The sequence below is a fragment of the Pseudomonas sp. PS02302 genome, from assembly GCF_029959585.1.
Classification (GTDB): Bacteria; Pseudomonadota; Gammaproteobacteria; order Pseudomonadales; family Pseudomonadaceae; genus Chryseomonas; species Chryseomonas aestiva.
This window is the reverse complement of record NZ_JASCON010000109.1, coordinates 1-14702: the sequence shown is the minus strand read 5'-3', so window position 1 is coordinate 14702 and position 14702 is coordinate 1. Positions and strand designations below refer to the sequence as shown.

Sequence of the window (14702 nt, the reverse complement as noted above, 5' to 3'; positions counted from 1 at the left end):
GCCCAGGGCGGCGAGTCCCTGCCGCAGTTCCGTGACGATGGCCGCGCAGGCCGCGGCGGCCTGCGCGTCGCAGCCGCCTTCGGGAATGGGTAGCAACCCGGGATAGCGCGCCTGCCAGGGCTGCCAGAAGTCGACCGCATGGCGGCGGCGATAGCCGCCATAGCCGAGCCAGTGCAGGGTCATGCCATTGGCCTGCAGATCCTCGACGGTGGGCGTCCGGCAGGGCTCGCCACGCAAGAGGCCGACGGTGGCGAAGCCTTCCTCCCGGCCCAGGGCGGCCAGCGCATGCAGATGATTGGAGTGGGCACCGCCCAGGCTGATAAGCCCGCGGCCTTCGCCCCTGGCCAGGCGTTCGCGCCAGGGCCGCAGCTTGTAGGCCTTGTTGCCGTTATGTCCGGCCGGGCGCTGATCCAGGCGCAGCACCGCCAGGCGCAGGTCCCGCGCCGCCAGGATGGGGAGTTGCACTTCCTGGAGCACGGCGGGCGAAGGAAAGATCATCAACCGGGGAGTCAGAGATTGGCGACGTCGCCATCGCTGTCATCGCCGCGGTGCTCGGCGCACAGGGTCGAGCGCAGCGGATCGAACTGGGCGGGATGCTCCACCCGTACCACCGGCCGCCCGCAGCGCTCGCCCTCCACCTCGGCCTGGCAGACCGGCTGCTGGTGATGCTCCAGCCAGCGCTGGTACTGCTCCCGGCTGACCTTGCAGTGCTCGGCGACGTAACCCAGGGGATCGGCGCTGAAGCGAGGGACGTCCTGCCGGCTGAGGATCAGATGACCGGCGCCGGGCTGGAAGGTGACGAAGAGGATGCCCTGGCGCGCCAGGCGCTCCAGCTGGCCTTCGTTGCTGTCGCCGATCAGCTGGGCGCAGCGCTCGCGCAGCTGGCGAATGTCTTCCTGCAACTGGCCGTCCAGCTCGTCGCGGTACTTGAGTTCCACCTCGCGGATGGTCAGCTGGTTCTTCAGCTCGCCCACGGCGGCGGCCACCCGGGCCTCGCTTTCGGCTTCGGACTGGATGCGCAGCGCCTCGATCTTGTAGAGGGCGTTGCGCTCCAAGGTGCGCATCTGCTCGTTGAGTTCTTCGCGCTGCTGGCGGGCCTGCTCGTGCTGCTGCTCCAGGTGCTGGGCCAGGGCGGCATAGCGCACCTCCAGCTCGGCCTTGGCCGCGCGTACCTCGTCGGCATCGCGCTGCAGCCGTGCCAGGTCTTCCTGGTGCTGGCGGGTCAGGGTCAGCAGCCGGGTACGCTGACCAGCGATCAGCTTGTCCAGCGCCTCCTGGTGTTCCTGGGCGAGGATGCGGCGGACCCGTTCGAGACGGGCCTCGACATCGATGCCGTCGGCGGCGCTGGGGTGGTATTCCCCGGCCAGCTCCACCTCGCCATCGCGCGGCGCGACCAGGCCCAGGCAATCGCGGATCGCCTGCCAGTCGTCGTGCTCGGTCTCGCTGCGTGGATCCCAGAGATCGCCCTGGTGCCAGGAAATCGGACAGTGGCTGCGACTGGCCAGGCGGATCGGTCCGGCGCCCAGGTCGGGGCCGACATCGCCGCGCTCGGCCAGCTCGCCCAGCGGCAGGTCCCATTCCGGCAGCGGTTTGCCCTGGGCATCGAAGGCCAGCAGAAAAAACACGGCGGCCTTGACCCGGCGGTGGTCGTCCAGCAGCAGATAGACGAAGCGATGGCGCCGTCCGGCGCAGTCGAGCAGCGTCTGGTCGCCCTGCCAGAGCGCCTGAAAATCGGGAAACAGCAAGGCGCGATTCACACCCTGGTCGCCGAACCCCAGCACCACCGGGGTCAGTACCGTCTCTACGTTCAACGTCTCTGCCATCTCTCGCCGCGTGCTCTGTCGATCCCACATGAATACCGAGGCCGGTGTCTCGCCAGCTGGAGACCGGACCTGCGTCCGCTCGCCGACCTCTGGCGGCGACGCGGTTGACCCGCGTCTCCGTCCGACTGCTCCGAGGCGCCGGGCCCCCACCCGACGCATCAGGACGGCAGCTTAGCCAATCCTGGTCGGCGGGATGGAAGAGAGGCCAGACATTGGGACGAGGGTCGGTCCGGAACCGATGTTATGCGGAGTGGATCACAGAAATCATCCCTGATTGCAACGAAGAGTTACAGCTGGGCGGCAAGGCGAGTGGCCTGATCGATGGCGCGCTTGGCATCGAGCTCAGCGGCGACATCCGCGCCACCGACCCGATGCACCGCCACGCCAGCGCCGAGCAACTCCTCTTCCAGCTCGCGCAGGGACTCCTGGCCCGCGCAGAGCACGATGTTGTCGACATCCAGCACCTGCTCGCTGCCATCGGGCAGGCGCAGGCGCAGGCCGGCGTCGTCGATACCCAGGTATTCCACCCCGCCGAACGCCTGGACGCCACGCTGCTGCAGGCGCGCGCGGTGGATCCAGCCAGTGGTCTTGCCCAGGCCCTTGCCCGGTTTGCCCGGCTTGCGCTGCAGCAGCCAGACCTCGCGCGGCACGGCCGGCGGCGTGGCCGGGGCCAGCCCGCCGCGGCTGCTGAAACTGGGATCTATGCCCCACTCGCGGTAGAAGGCGATGATGGGCTCCGCTTCCTGATGGCCGTGGGTGAGGAAATCCGCCACGTCGAAGCCGATGCCGCCGGCGCCGATCAGCGCCACCCGCCGCCCTACCGGCTTGCGCTCCAGCAGGACGTCCAGGTAGCCCAGCACCTTGGGATGGTCGACCCCCGGAATGGGCGGCACCCGCGGCGTCACCCCGGTGGCCAGGATAACCGCGGCGAAGCCCTCGGCCTGCAATTCGGCGGCGCTGACGCGATGGTTGAGGCGGACATCCACCGCCAGTCGCTCCAGACGCCGCTGGAAATACCTCAGGGTCTCGGCGAATTCTTCCTTGCCGGGAATGCGCTTGGCGACATTGAACTGGCCACCGATGCGCTCGCTGGCCTCGAACAGCACCACCTGGTGGCCGCGCTCGGCCAGGGTGCAGGCGGCGGCCAGGCCGGCCGGCCCGGCGCCGACCACGGCAAAGCGGCGTGATTCGGCGGCGGGCAGGATCTGCAACTCGGTCTCGTGGCAGGCGCGCGGATTGACCAGGCAGCTGGTCAGCTTGCCGGCGAAGGTGTGGTCCAGGCAGGCCTGGTTGCAGGCGATGCAGGTGTTGATCTCATCGGCGCGGCCGGCGGCGGCCTTGGCGACGAAGTCCGGGTCGGCCAGCAGCGGCCGGGCCATGGACACCAGGTCGGCCTGGCCGGCGGCGAGGATGGCCTCGGCTACCTCCGGGGTGTTGATGCGGTTGGTGGCGATCAGCGGCACCCGCACCCGGCCCTTGAGCTGAGCGGTGACGGCGGCGAAGGCGCCGCGCGGCACCAGGGTGGCGATGGTGGGGATGCGCGCCTCGTGCCAGCCGATGCCGGTGTTGATCAGGCTGACCCCGGCGTCTTCCAGCCAGAGCGCCAGTTGCAGGCATTCCTCGGGGGTGCTGCCCTGTTCCACCAGATCCAGCAGCGAGAGGCGGAAGATGATCAGGAAATCCGGGCCGGTCGCCCTACGGATGCCTGCGACGATGGCCAGCGGCAAGCGGCAGCGACTGGCGAAGTCGCCGCCCCAGCGATCCGTGCGGTGGTTGGTCCGCGCGGCGATGAACTGGTTGATGAAGTAGCCTTCGGAACCCATCACCTCGACGCCGTCGTAGCCGGCCTGCTGCGCCAGCGTGGCACAGCGGACGAAGGCGGCGATCTGCCCCTCCACCTCGGCCTCGTCCAGCTCGCGTGGGGTGAAGGGATTGATCGGTGCCTGCAGCGCCGAGGGCGCCACCAGCTGGGGGTTATAGGCATAGCGACCGGCATGCAGGATCTGCAGGCAGATACGGCCGCCGGCGGCGTGCACCGCGTCCGTGACCGGCCGATGGTGCTCGGCCTCCTCGGGAGTGGTCAGCTTGGCCGCGCCCTTGGCCACCGCCCCCTCTTCGTTCGGCGCTATGCCCCCGGTGACGATCAGCCCCACCCCGCCCCGCGCCCGCTCGGCGAAGAAGGCCGCCATCCGCGCGAAGCCGCCGGGCCGCTCTTCCAATCCGGTGTGCATGGACCCCATCACCACGCGATTGCGCAAGGTGATCGACCCCACGGGCAGGGGTTCGAGCAGATGCGGATAGCTATCAATAGGGGTGGTATTACGGGGGGCAAGCTCGATCATGGCGGTCTCCGGTGGTTGGCCTTTCTGGGAAAGCCTGGCGCCACGATAGGAGCAGCGCGGGCTGGCCTCAATCACCGGAAATGACAACCTCTTTACCCAAATGTACAGCCGCCCCTTGGCAGTGGCGGTCTGGTCTCCTACCCTGAGCACCTTTATCTCGCCCGGCCCGGGAGGTCGGGACCGCTCTGGAGTGCCGATGCGCAAGCTCGTGTTCCTGGTGCTGATCGCCCTGTTCGCCGTGCTGGCGGGCTGGGTGGCCCAGCGGCCAGCCTTCCATTACCTGTCGGATCTGCGCAGCAGCCTGGCGGTGGACCTGACCACCACGCCAGCGGCGGCCACCACCGGCAACCTGCTGGGGATCGAGCCCGAACTGGTCGCCCTGGACTATGGCAATCCCGAGCGATTGCGCCTCAAGCTCGATGCCTATCTGGCCAATGCGCGGCGCCTGGGCCTGATCGGCGCCCGGACCATCGTGGTGCTGCCCGAGCACCTGGGCACGCCCCTGGCGCTGATGGGCGAGAAGCCCGAGGTCTATGCCGCGGCCCGCAGCGAAGACGCCATCCAGTGGCTGCTGCTGGGCAATCCCCTGCGCGTGGCTCGCGCCTGGTTCCAGGCCGAGGGTGACCGGCGCCTGGCCGACAGCCTGTTGCGCATGAAGGCCTGGGACATGGCCAGCGCCTACCAGCAGCTCTTCGGCGGCCTCGCCCGCCAGTACGGCGTCACCCTGGTGGCCGGCTCCATCGTCCTGCCCGGTCCGACCCTGGTCGACGGCGAATTGCAGGTGGGTACGGGACCTCTGCGCAATGTCACCCTGGTCTTCGGACCCGACGGCAAGGTGCTCGGCCACCCGCTGGTGCGACCGCTAACGGCCAGAGACAGCGGCGACGATCTCAGCCCGCCGCTGCTGCGACTGGAGACGCCGCTGGGCCGTCTCGGCGTCATCCAGGGCAGCGACACCGGTCGCGCCGGTGTGCTGGACGCTCCCCAGGTGGAATTGCTGGCGATTCCCGCCCTTGCTTCGGGCACCACCCCGGCACCGGCCCCCTTCGACATCCAGCGCCTGCGCGCCGCCGGTATCCGCGCCGCCCTGGAAGTGCAGCTGCGCGGTCGTCTCTGGGAATGGCGGGCCGGCGGCGGTAGCCAGGCCTTCACCCCGGATGCGGCAGCGGCCACCGACTCCGCCCAGGCCGGCAGCAAGCTGATCAATCTGCGACTATGAGCACACCGGCGCTGCGCCTGGGCGACCTTTCCACCGGCTTCGTGCTGGCGCTGGCGGCGGCCGTCGGCCAGCAGGGCGCGGATGCCGCGGGTCTGCTGGCGCGCTTCGGCCTGACCGCGGCGCGGCTGGCCGAACCCGGCGGTCGGCTGTCGATTCCCCACTACATGCGCCTGGGCCATGCGGCCCTGGAACTGACTGGCGATCCGGCACTAGGCCTGGCCATGGGCCGGACAATGCGACCAGCCTTTCTCGGTCTCGCCGGCGTCACCGTGGGCCAGGCGCCGGACGTGCGCCACGCCGCCGAGACGCTGCTCAGGCTGGAGCCGCTCTATGGCCGCAATTACCGGGGCCAGTCGCGCTATGCGGCCCAGGGCCGCGACGCCTGGCTGCACTTCTATAGCATCAGCCCCTACAACGGCTACAACCGCTTCGTGGTGGACGTGGTGCTCAGCGCCTGGCTGGCGCTACTGAGCGCCGTCGCCGGACGCCCGCTGCAACCGCGTCGCGTGCTCGTCGAATATCCCCCGCCGGCAAACCTCGCGCCCTACGAGGCCGCCTTTGGCTGTCCGGTGGAATTCGGCGCCGCCGAGAATGCCCTGCTGCTCGATGCCGCGACCCTGGCCCTGACCGGACCCGAGCATTGCCCGGCCACCTGGCGCCAGCTGCTGGCGCTGAGCGAGGCCGAGCATGGCCGCCTGACCCGCACCCGCGGACTCACCGAGCGGGTGGTCGAGGTCATGGGGCCGCTGCTGCGGCACGGCGAGCCGACCCTGGAGCAGATCGCCAGCCGGCTGCGTCTGCCGTCCTGGACGCTCCGGCGCAAGCTGGCCGAAGAAGGCACCCAGTACCGCACCCTGCTCAACCTGACCCGCCGCGACCTGGCGCTGGCCTATATCCGCGACACCGAGGCCAGTTTCGGCGAGATCGCCTATCTGCTCGGCTTCGCCTCCCCCGCCGCCTTCCAGCGCGCCTTCAAGCGCTGGACCGAGCAGACACCCGGTGACTGGCGGCGGCTCCAGCGGCAGGGAGTGGCGAACTGAAGGGAGCATAGGCGAGGATCACGGGTCCTAACTGGCTGATCCTTCATCAGGACCACTGTCGCCCCATGCCGAACTTCCTGCTCGCCCTGTTGCTGCTGTGCCTGGCGTTGCCCCTGCGCGCCGCCGAAACTCCTGCCCCGGCCCCGGCCGGTCTCGATCCCCAGCAGGCGCGCCAGGTCGCGGCCCTGCTGCAGGATCCGCAGCGCCGCCAGGAACTGATCCTGACCCTGCAGGCCATCGCCAGCCAGCCGGCGAGCGCGACCGGAGCGAAGGCGGCGCCAGCGAGTACGGCAACCGTTGCTGCGCCGGCCACGGTCGCCACCCCGGCGGCCGGCGAAGAAAAGACGCTGGTGCCCCTGGAAGCCAATGGCCTTATTGCCCAGACGCTCAGTCGCGTCGGCCGCTGGGCCGACAACCTGGGCAGCGAACTGAACCAGGTGCAGCGCGCGGTACGCACCCTGCCGGACTGGTCGCGCGCCAGCTTCACCTCCGAGGCGGGTCGCCATGCCCTGCTGCAGGCCTTGCTCACCCTGGCCACCCTCTTCGCTGCCGGCCTGCTCATCGAATGGCTGATCCGGCGGGCGCTCAGCAGCGCCCGGCAACGGCTGCAGCGCCAGGCCGATCACGCTGACAGCCGCGCCCGCCGCCAGGCCCAGCAGCAGGCGGCCCAGCAGCTGCCGCCTGACGCCCCGGCACCCGCTGCGGAGGAGGCTGCCACCCGCCCGGCCGAACCCGCGGTGGCCCTGGTCAAGACTCAGCGCGACGGGGTGGAACAACTCGAAGAGGTGCCCATCGCCGCGTCCGACAGCGCCGCGCCCGCCACGCCAGCGCCCGAGCCCGCTCCGGCCGACCCGGCTCCCGCCAGGCCCGCCCGGGCCAGTGCCGAGGAGCACTGGACCACCTTGCGGCACCTGCCCTTCGCCCTGGGGCTGCTGTTGCTGGAACTGCTGCCGCTGCTGGCCTTCTGGGCCATGGCGGCGCTGCTGATCCACTACCTGGTGGGATCGGACGCCAACCAGCGCGAGTTGGTCGGCGGCTTTCTCGGTGCCTATCTCACCACCCGCCTGGCGCTGATCGTCATCCACCTGCTGATCGATCCCGCCGCCCACGGCATCCGCCTGCTCAAGGTGAAGACGGCGCTCGCCGGTACCCTGCTGCGCTGGCTCCATGCCTTCGTGGCGCTGATCACCTTCGGCCTGGCGCTGGCCCAGGCCGCGGATATCCTCGGCGCCAACGAAGAGGGTCGCGAAGCCATCGTCAAGCTGGTCTCGCTGCTGGCCCACCTGCTGGTGGTGGGGCTGGTCTTCCATGTCCGCCGCCCGGTGGCCGCCCGGATCGCCGGACGCCAGGATGGCAGTGGCGCCCTGACCGTGCTGCGCGCCTGGCTGGGTCAGGTCTGGGCCGTATTCGCCGCCGTGTTCGTCATGGGTGGCTGGACCATGTGGGCCCTGGACATCGAGAACGGGCTGCCGCGGCTGATGAATTTCGTCGCGCTGTCCGCCGGCATCGTGATCCTCGGGCGCCTGGCGGCGGTGTTTTCGCTCGGTCTGCTCGGTCGGCTGTTCCAGCCGGCCGTGCGCGACGGCGCCAGCGACAGCGAACTGCACCTGCAGCGCTACTATCCGCTGGCGCGCTGGCTGGTGGGGGTGATCGTCACCCTGGTCACCGCCCTGGCGCTGTTCCAGTCCTGGGGCTGGGGCGTGCTGGACTGGTTCGACGACGGCAGCATCGGGCGTAGCCTGCTGTCCGCCTTCCTCACCATCCTGATCGCCGCCGTCATCGCCGTGGTGGTCTGGGAAGGCGCCAACGCCACGGTGAATCGTCGGCTGAGCAGCTGGAACGAACGCGGCGACACGGTGCGCGCCGCCCGGCTGCGTACCCTGCTGCCCATGCTGCGCACCGGGCTGTTCATCCTGGTCGCGCTGATCGTCGGCCTGACCGCCCTGAGCGAACTGGGCATCAACACCACGCCGCTGCTGGCCAGCGCCAGCATCATCGGCGTGGCCCTGGGCTTCGGCTCGCAGAAGCTGGTGCAGGACTTCATCACCGGCATCTTCCTGCTGCTGGAAAACGCCATGCAGGTGGGCGACTGGGTCACCGTGGCCGGGGTCTCGGGCACCGTGGAGTACCTGTCGATCCGCACCGTGCGCCTGCGCGCCGGCGATGGCTCCCTGCACATCGTGCCCTTCAGCTCGGTGTCGGCGGTTAACAACATCAACCGCGGGCTGGGCAACGCCGCCCTGCGCATCAGCGTGGGCTACGCAGAAGACATCGAGCGCGTCATCGCCGAACTCAAGGACATCGGCGCCGGCCTGCGCGCCGACGAGGCTTTCAAGGAGCTGATCCTCGCCGATCTGGAGATCTGGGGCGTGGACGCCGTCGACGGCTCCATGGTGACCATCGCCGGGCAGATGAGATGCCTCGACAAGGGCCGCTGGGGCGTCCAGCGCGAGCTCAACCGCCGCATCCTCGAACGCTTCCGTGAACGCGGCATCGAGATCGCCAATCCGCGTGCCAGTCTGCTGCTGCCCAGCGAAGCCGGTATCGTGCCCTCCTCGCCCATCCAGCCACGGCCTGCGGAGTAACAGCTGTGCAATACCGTCAAGACGCCTTCAACGGCCTGATCATCGACGCCGCCTCGCTGCCGTCCACCCGCGAGGCCTTTGCCCCGGCGCTGGCCGAGTTGCTCGACAGCGCCCGCCGCGACGGACGCAATCTGATCTGGCTGACCCTACCACTGGCCCTTGGCGAGCTGGTCGGGGTGGCCACCCGCGCCGGTTTCGTCTTTCACAACTGCCTGGAGCAGGAGCTGACCCTGGTCTGGCGGGGTACCGCCACGGCCTTCGCGCCCTTCGTCCCGACCCACAGCCTGGGCGTGGGCGGCCTGGTGCTCAACGCCCGCGGTGAACTGCTTACGATCCGCGAGCGCGGCAGCCAGGGCTACAAGCTGCCGGGCGGCCATGTCGAGCTGGGTGAAGACCTGGCGCCGGCGGTGGTGCGCGAGGTCTGGGAGGAAACCGGTATCCACAGCGCCTTTCGCAGCGTGGTCGCCCTGGTGACCACCCACCCCTACCGCTTCGGCAAGTCCAATCTCTATGTGGTCTGCCGCCTCGATCCCCTGAGTGCCGACATCGCCATCCAGGATCCGGATGAAATCGAGGACGCCCGCTGGCTGGCGCTGGCCGACTACCTGGCAGATCCGGGCAACAGTGCCTTCAACCGCGAGCTGGTGCGCAGCCTGGCGCAGGCCGAGGGCCTGCAGGCGAGCGCGCTGAACAGCGAGCGCTATCCCAAGGCCGAGGTCTTTCTGGCTCAGTCGTCGAAGGACTGATCCATGCTCTCGGCCGGATGGGCATCGCGCGGACGGCCCACCGGGCGGGCGGGAATGCCCACCACCGTGGTGTGGGGCGCCACCGGGTGCAGGACCACGCTGTTGGCGCCGATCTTGGCCCCTTCGCCAATCTCCAGATTGCCGAGGATCTTGACCCCGGCGCCGATCATCACCCCGCGACGCACCTTGGGATGGCGATCGCCCTGTTCCTTGCCGGTACCGCCTAACGTCACCTGCTGCAGGATGGAAACGTCGTCTTCCACCACCGCCGTTTCGCCGATGACGATGCCGGTCCCGTGGTCGAGCATGAGGCCGCGCCCCAGCCGCGCCGCCGGATGGATGTCGATGGCCAGCAGCCGATTGCAGCGCGCCTGCAGGTGCAGGGCCAGCAGCCGCTCGCCGTTGTGCCAGAGCGCATGGCTCAGGCGCTGGGTCTGCAGCGCCAGGAAGCCCTTGGAGAACAGGAAGATCTCCAGCAGGCTGGCATAGGCCGGATCCCGTGCCAGCACCGCTTCCAGGTCCGCGCAGGCCGCCAGGGTCAATGCCGGCCACTCGGCATGCAGGGCGGCGAAGCGTTCGGCGAGTGCCTCGGCCTGCCGCGGATCCTCCGCCAGAGCCTCGGCGCAACGCCGGACCAGGGCAGCCGCCAGATCCACCGGCTGCAGCAGCGCTCGCGTCAGGCCCTCGGCCAGGGCCGGGGCGTCGCGGCGCCCGGCCTCGGCCTGGGCGCGCAGGAGTTGCCAGAGTTCGAGAGCGGAGCGAGGCGGCATGGCGGGTAGACGTCCTTAACTGAAGGCGCCCAGCTTAACGGGCGCGGCTGTCAGCGTCTTGTACATCAGGGTGGTGCTGTCGCGGCGTTCCGGTTGGCGGGCATCCAGGGCATAGCCGGGAATCCTGCCGACCACCTGATAGCCCAGTGACAGATAGAGCGGCTCGGCATGGTCGTCGCTGCGAGTGTCCAGCGTCAGCAATTCCCGCCCCTCGGCCCGCGCGGCCGCCTCCACCGCCTGCATCAGCCGGCGCGCCAGGCCCTGGCGACGGCAGTCCGGATGCACCAGCAACTTGACCACCTCGGCCCGGTGCGGCTGGTTGGCCGGGGTATCCAGCACCAGTTGCACGCTGCCGACCACCCGGCCGTCCTGCAGCGCGGCGAACAGCAGCCGGGCGCCCCGGGCCAGGCCCGGCGCCACGGTTTCGATCCAGAAACGCCGATTCGCGCTGTCGCTCAATGGCAGGATGAAGCCGATGCTGGCGCCCTGCTCGACACAGACCGCCAGCAGGCGCTGAAAGTCATCCAGGTGACGGGTGAAGGCCGCCGCCTCGAGTTGCTGGATACCCAGGGAAGCACTCATGGACACACCTCAGATCATGAACAGGAGATAACGCGCGCCCGCCGGACCGCTGAGGAAACGGCTGCTGCCCCAGAGGCGATAGCGCAGGCAGTCGCCCACACCTAGCCGATAAGCCTGCTCTTCGATCCACAGCTGCAACTCGCCTTCGAGCAGGAGCAGATGGTGTTCGAGGCCTGGCCGAGGCGATGCCTGATAGCGGATATCCACGTTCGGACCCAGCTGGCTTTCGATGACTTCACCCGCCAGGGCCTGGGCCGGCGGCGATACGGAGCGCCGCGTGAAGGCCTGCGCGGGATCGCTCCAGATCGACTGCGCCTGGCGCTCGACCTGGGCCGGATAAGCGCTTTCCACGCTGTGCAGCAGGCGCGTAAGGGTCAGGCCGTAGGCCGAACAGAGCTGCCCGAGAACCGCCGTGGTCGGGCTGACCTCGGCGTTTTCCAGCCGAGACAGCGTCGCGCGACTGACCCCGCTCAGGGTCGCCAACTGCTCCAGTGACAGATCGCGCTCCAGGCGCAGGGCCTTCAGCCTGACGGCAAGACGTTGATCAAGCATGGCCACCTCCCGATTTAGGGATTTTTTCTCATATCCGGGATAAATTGAAAAGGGCTTTTTTGCCAGACCCGCTTGGTTGGACTTGGTGCCAACTTCCTATCGCATTAAGCTTTATCGAAAGAACTTTATAGCGCTAGATGTCCAGCTCCCTTAGACCTATCGACTTATTTTCCAGGTGAAAGGCTCTGGCTTAGAGGTTAGAACCCATTTTATCGCTAGGGGAACAGCGTCATCCGGTAACAGTAGCGAGGAGCGGCGCTATTGAATTGGCGATAAATTTTACCCGTAAAGAAAGAACCAGATCCCGGCGAAGGCGTCTGACGCAGGACTGCGGCAAAGTCCAACAGGAATGCCCCCTCCAGCAAGATGCATCAAGACATTTCAGCGCATCACAAACAGCCCGCCGGAATACTATCGCCTTGCTCGCTGATTCTTCTACAGTTCCTGTACAAAGTGCGGCGTGGCGGCTCTGGCCAGCCTGTTGTTAAATAAAAATTTGTATCCAACTTGCACGCCGTATAACAAAATACCCTTCTATCACTTCGCCCGAACTCGCCTTCCATACCCCTACTCTCAATAACCGAAACGCTTAGCCTTTGGGGAGCGTAGCGTTCGACTCTTCAATAATTGATGTGGGAGAAGTTCTTATGGCCGACAAGAGCAGCAATCCAGGCAACTTCGCCAATAATCGCGATCGCGCCGCCGAGGCGGGTCGCAAGGGTGGACGTGCCAGCGGCGGCAATTTCGCCAACAATCCGACCCGGGCTTCCGAAGCCGGGCGCAAGGGTGGTCAGAACAGCCACGGCACCCGCCGACCCGAGACGGCAACGGACGTCGAAGCGACCTGAGCCGCGTTCATCGACGCCGCCCGGCAGGCCTAGAGGCATGGCAAGACCTGGCAGACCACCCTCTGCCAATGGGCTGCTCCACCGCGCCTGGTCCTGCCGGTCCTTGATCCCTGGAGTGCGTTCCAACTCACACAAATGCATGACCGTGCTACTTTTATCGGACAACCCGAGTGCTCCCCAGGGCTCACTCTCCCTGCCTCTGTCCGTCCGCGCCGGTGCCCATGCTCAACAACATTCGCATCCAGAACAAACTCTTCGCCGGCTTCGCCGCCATCATCGCCCTGGTGGTCCTGCTGCTCTGGCTGACCTATGCCGCGTTGCAGAGCCTGGTGGACGCCAATCGCTGGGACAGGCACACCGCCCAGGTGCTGCTGTCGGTCACCTCGCTGGACAACAATCTGCTCGAGACCCGGGCCAAGCTGCGCAACTACTGGTATTCCGGCGCCACCGCGGACGCCGACGTCGCGCGCCAGGCGCTGCCGGCCCTGGCGGCAGCGGTGCGCGTGCCACAGCAGCTGACCCAGGACAATCCGGAGCAACAACAACGCTTCGCCCGCCTTACCGCGGACCTCGACACCTGGCGGCAGCAGACCTTCGAACCCCTGTTGCGCCTGCGTGATACCGGCAATCTGTCAGCGGTACAGCTGGCCAACGAGCCCCTGATCGCCACCCTGACCAATCAGGTCGCGGCCATGCGTCAACAGATCCAGAACATCGCCGAGGAGGAGCGCCGCCTGTACGCGCAACGGGCGGACCATACCGAGCAGGTGCGCGATCAGCTGACCTGGACCCTGGTCGCCGGCGGCGCCCTGTGCGTGCTGCTGGCCGCCCTCATCGCCTGGCTGCTGTCCCATCATCTGCTGCGCTCGGTACGCCGGCTGACCGATACCGTGGCGCGCATTTCCGCGGGCGACAGCAGCGCGCGCGTGGCGGTCCAGGGCCGTGACGAACTCGCCCAGGTCGGTCTGGCCTTCAATCAGATGGCGCAGCAGATCCAGGATGACCACGCCCGCGAACAGGAGCTGATGCAGCGCCTGCGCGCCGATGTCGACGACCTGCTCGGGCTGGTCAACAAGGCGGCCGCCGGTGATCTCACCGGGCGCACCGCGGTCAGCGGCGACGACGCCATCGGCCAGCTGGCCCGCGGCCTGAGCAAGATGATCGAGGACCTGCGCGGCATGCTCGCCAAGGTGCAGCGCGCCGGCATCCAGGTGACCTCTTCCACCACCGAGATCGCCGCCTCTTCACGCCAGCAGGAGGCCACCAGCATCGAGCAGGCGCAGACCAGCGTGGAGGTGCTGAGCACCACGCGGGAGATCGCCGCCAACGCCAATGCCCTGGTACGCACCATGGAAGAAGCCGTGCAGGTGGCGGATGAGACCACCGAGGGCGCGGAGCAGGCGCGCAGCAGCCTGGCGAGCATGGACGGCACCATGCAGCGCATGGTGGCGGCGACCGATTCGATCAACGCCAAGCTCGCCGCCCTGTCGGAGAAATCCAGTCACATCAACAAGGTGCTGACCACCATCACCAAGGTGGCCGACCAGACCAACCTGCTGTCGCTCAACGCCGCCATCGAGGCGGAAAAGGCGGGTGAAGCAGGCCGCGGTTTCTCGGTGGTGGCCACCGAGATCCGCCGACTGTCTGACCAGACCACCGCGGCCACCGACGACATCGAGCAGATGCTCAAGGACATGAATTCCGCGGTCTCCGCCAGCGTCATGGGCATGGACAAGTTCTCCGAGGAGATCCGCCGCAGCGTGCAGGAGGTGGCCAGCGTCAGCGACCAGCTGGCCGAGGTGATCGAGGACGTGCAGAAGCTGCCGGCGCGTTTCGACATCGTGCTGGAGGGCATGCAGTCCCAGGCGGTGGGTGCCGGTCAGATTGCCGAGACCATCACTCAGCTCAACGACAGCACCCAGCAGACCACCGAGGCGCTCAAGGCCACCAGCGAGGCGGTCCAGTATCTGCAACAGGCGGCCCAGGACCTGCAGAGCAGCGTCGCCACCTTCTCGGTCACCCGCTGACCATGCAGATCCTGATCTTCCAACTGGCCGATGCCGCGGCAGCGCTGCCGACGACAGCGATCCGCCAGGTGCTGCCTTTGCTGCAGCTCACCCGCTTCCCCGCGGCCCCGGCGGGCGTCGCCGGCCTGATGAACCTGCACGGCGCGGCGATCCCGGTGGTCGCCGTCA

At 68.1% G+C, this 14702-nt stretch carries 11 protein-coding genes and 2 pseudogenes; 7 read left to right on the top strand and 6 right to left on the bottom strand.

Going from position 1 to position 14702, the window contains the following annotated elements:
• The 3 genes and pseudogenes from QMX82_RS23955 to QMX82_RS23945 form a co-directional block, all read right to left on the bottom strand.
• A pseudogene (locus tag QMX82_RS23955) lies at positions 1 to 498 on the bottom strand (1-aminocyclopropane-1-carboxylate deaminase); the annotation flags it as partial.
• 11 nt (positions 499 to 509) lie between these two features.
• On the bottom strand, positions 510 to 1823 hold the full coding sequence (locus QMX82_RS23950; protein ID WP_282288228.1) for a chromosome partitioning protein ParA: 1314 nt from the start codon (positions 1821 to 1823) through the stop codon (positions 510 to 512).
• A 287-nt stretch (positions 1824 to 2110) separates the two neighbouring features.
• Positions 2111 to 4165 (bottom strand): NADPH-dependent 2,4-dienoyl-CoA reductase, encoded by a 2055-nt coding sequence (locus QMX82_RS23945; protein WP_282288225.1) that lies wholly within the window; start codon positions 4163 to 4165, stop codon positions 2111 to 2113.
• Positions 4166 to 4361: 196 nt separating this feature from the next.
• Between QMX82_RS23945 and QMX82_RS23940 the strand changes: the two genes are divergently transcribed.
• The 4 genes from QMX82_RS23940 (at position 4362) to QMX82_RS23925 (ending at position 9755) form a co-directional block, all read left to right on the top strand.
• Complete coding sequence (locus QMX82_RS23940) at positions 4362 to 5384, top strand: carbon-nitrogen hydrolase family protein (protein ID WP_282288222.1); 1023 nt, start codon at positions 4362 to 4364, stop codon at positions 5382 to 5384.
• Positions 5381 to 6424 (top strand): AraC family transcriptional regulator, encoded by a 1044-nt coding sequence (locus tag QMX82_RS23935; RefSeq protein WP_282288219.1) that lies wholly within the window; start codon positions 5381 to 5383, stop codon positions 6422 to 6424. Before QMX82_RS23940 ends, QMX82_RS23935 begins: the two co-directional genes overlap by 4 nt.
• 65 nt (positions 6425 to 6489) lie before the next feature.
• Positions 6490 to 9009 carry a mechanosensitive ion channel domain-containing protein gene (locus QMX82_RS23930; RefSeq protein WP_282288217.1) on the top strand — a complete coding sequence of 840 codons (2520 nt, stop codon included), beginning with the start codon at positions 6490 to 6492 and terminating at the stop codon, positions 9007 to 9009.
• Positions 9010 to 9014: 5 nt separating this feature from the next.
• Positions 9015 to 9755, top strand: coding sequence for an NUDIX hydrolase (locus QMX82_RS23925; protein ID WP_282288214.1), 741 nt, complete (start codon positions 9015 to 9017; stop codon positions 9753 to 9755).
• Here the strand turns inward: QMX82_RS23925 and cysE are convergent.
• From cysE to QMX82_RS23910, 3 genes are read right to left on the bottom strand one after another with little or no spacing between them, the layout of a single operon-like run.
• Positions 9737 to 10525: a serine O-acetyltransferase gene (gene cysE, locus QMX82_RS23920; RefSeq protein WP_208691677.1), complete on the bottom strand. Its 789-nt coding sequence runs from the start codon at positions 10523 to 10525 to the stop codon at positions 9737 to 9739. The two genes, QMX82_RS23925 and cysE, sit on opposite strands and share 19 nt — an antisense overlap.
• Positions 10526 to 10540: 15 nt before the next feature.
• On the bottom strand, positions 10541 to 11107 hold the full coding sequence (locus QMX82_RS23915; RefSeq protein ID WP_282288211.1) for a GNAT family N-acetyltransferase: 567 nt from the start codon (positions 11105 to 11107) through the stop codon (positions 10541 to 10543).
• Between the two features lie 9 nt (positions 11108 to 11116).
• A complete protein-coding gene (locus tag QMX82_RS23910) occupies positions 11117 to 11659 on the bottom strand; it encodes a helix-turn-helix domain-containing protein (RefSeq protein WP_208691679.1) in 543 nt (180 codons plus the stop codon).
• Between the two features lie 671 nt (positions 11660 to 12330).
• Between QMX82_RS23910 and QMX82_RS23905 the strand changes: the two are divergent.
• From QMX82_RS23905 to QMX82_RS26190, 3 genes and pseudogenes are all read left to right on the top strand, one after another.
• A pseudogene (locus QMX82_RS23905) lies at positions 12331 to 12507 on the top strand (general stress protein); the annotation flags it as partial.
• 221 nt (positions 12508 to 12728) lie between these two features.
• Positions 12729 to 14534 (top strand): methyl-accepting chemotaxis protein, encoded by a 1806-nt coding sequence (locus QMX82_RS23900; protein ID WP_282288205.1) that lies wholly within the window; start codon positions 12729 to 12731, stop codon positions 14532 to 14534.
• Positions 14535 to 14536: 2 nt separating this feature from the next.
• Positions 14537 to 14702: chemotaxis protein CheW (locus tag QMX82_RS26190; RefSeq protein ID WP_442969413.1), on the top strand; the 166-nt coding region annotated here is incomplete at its 3' end.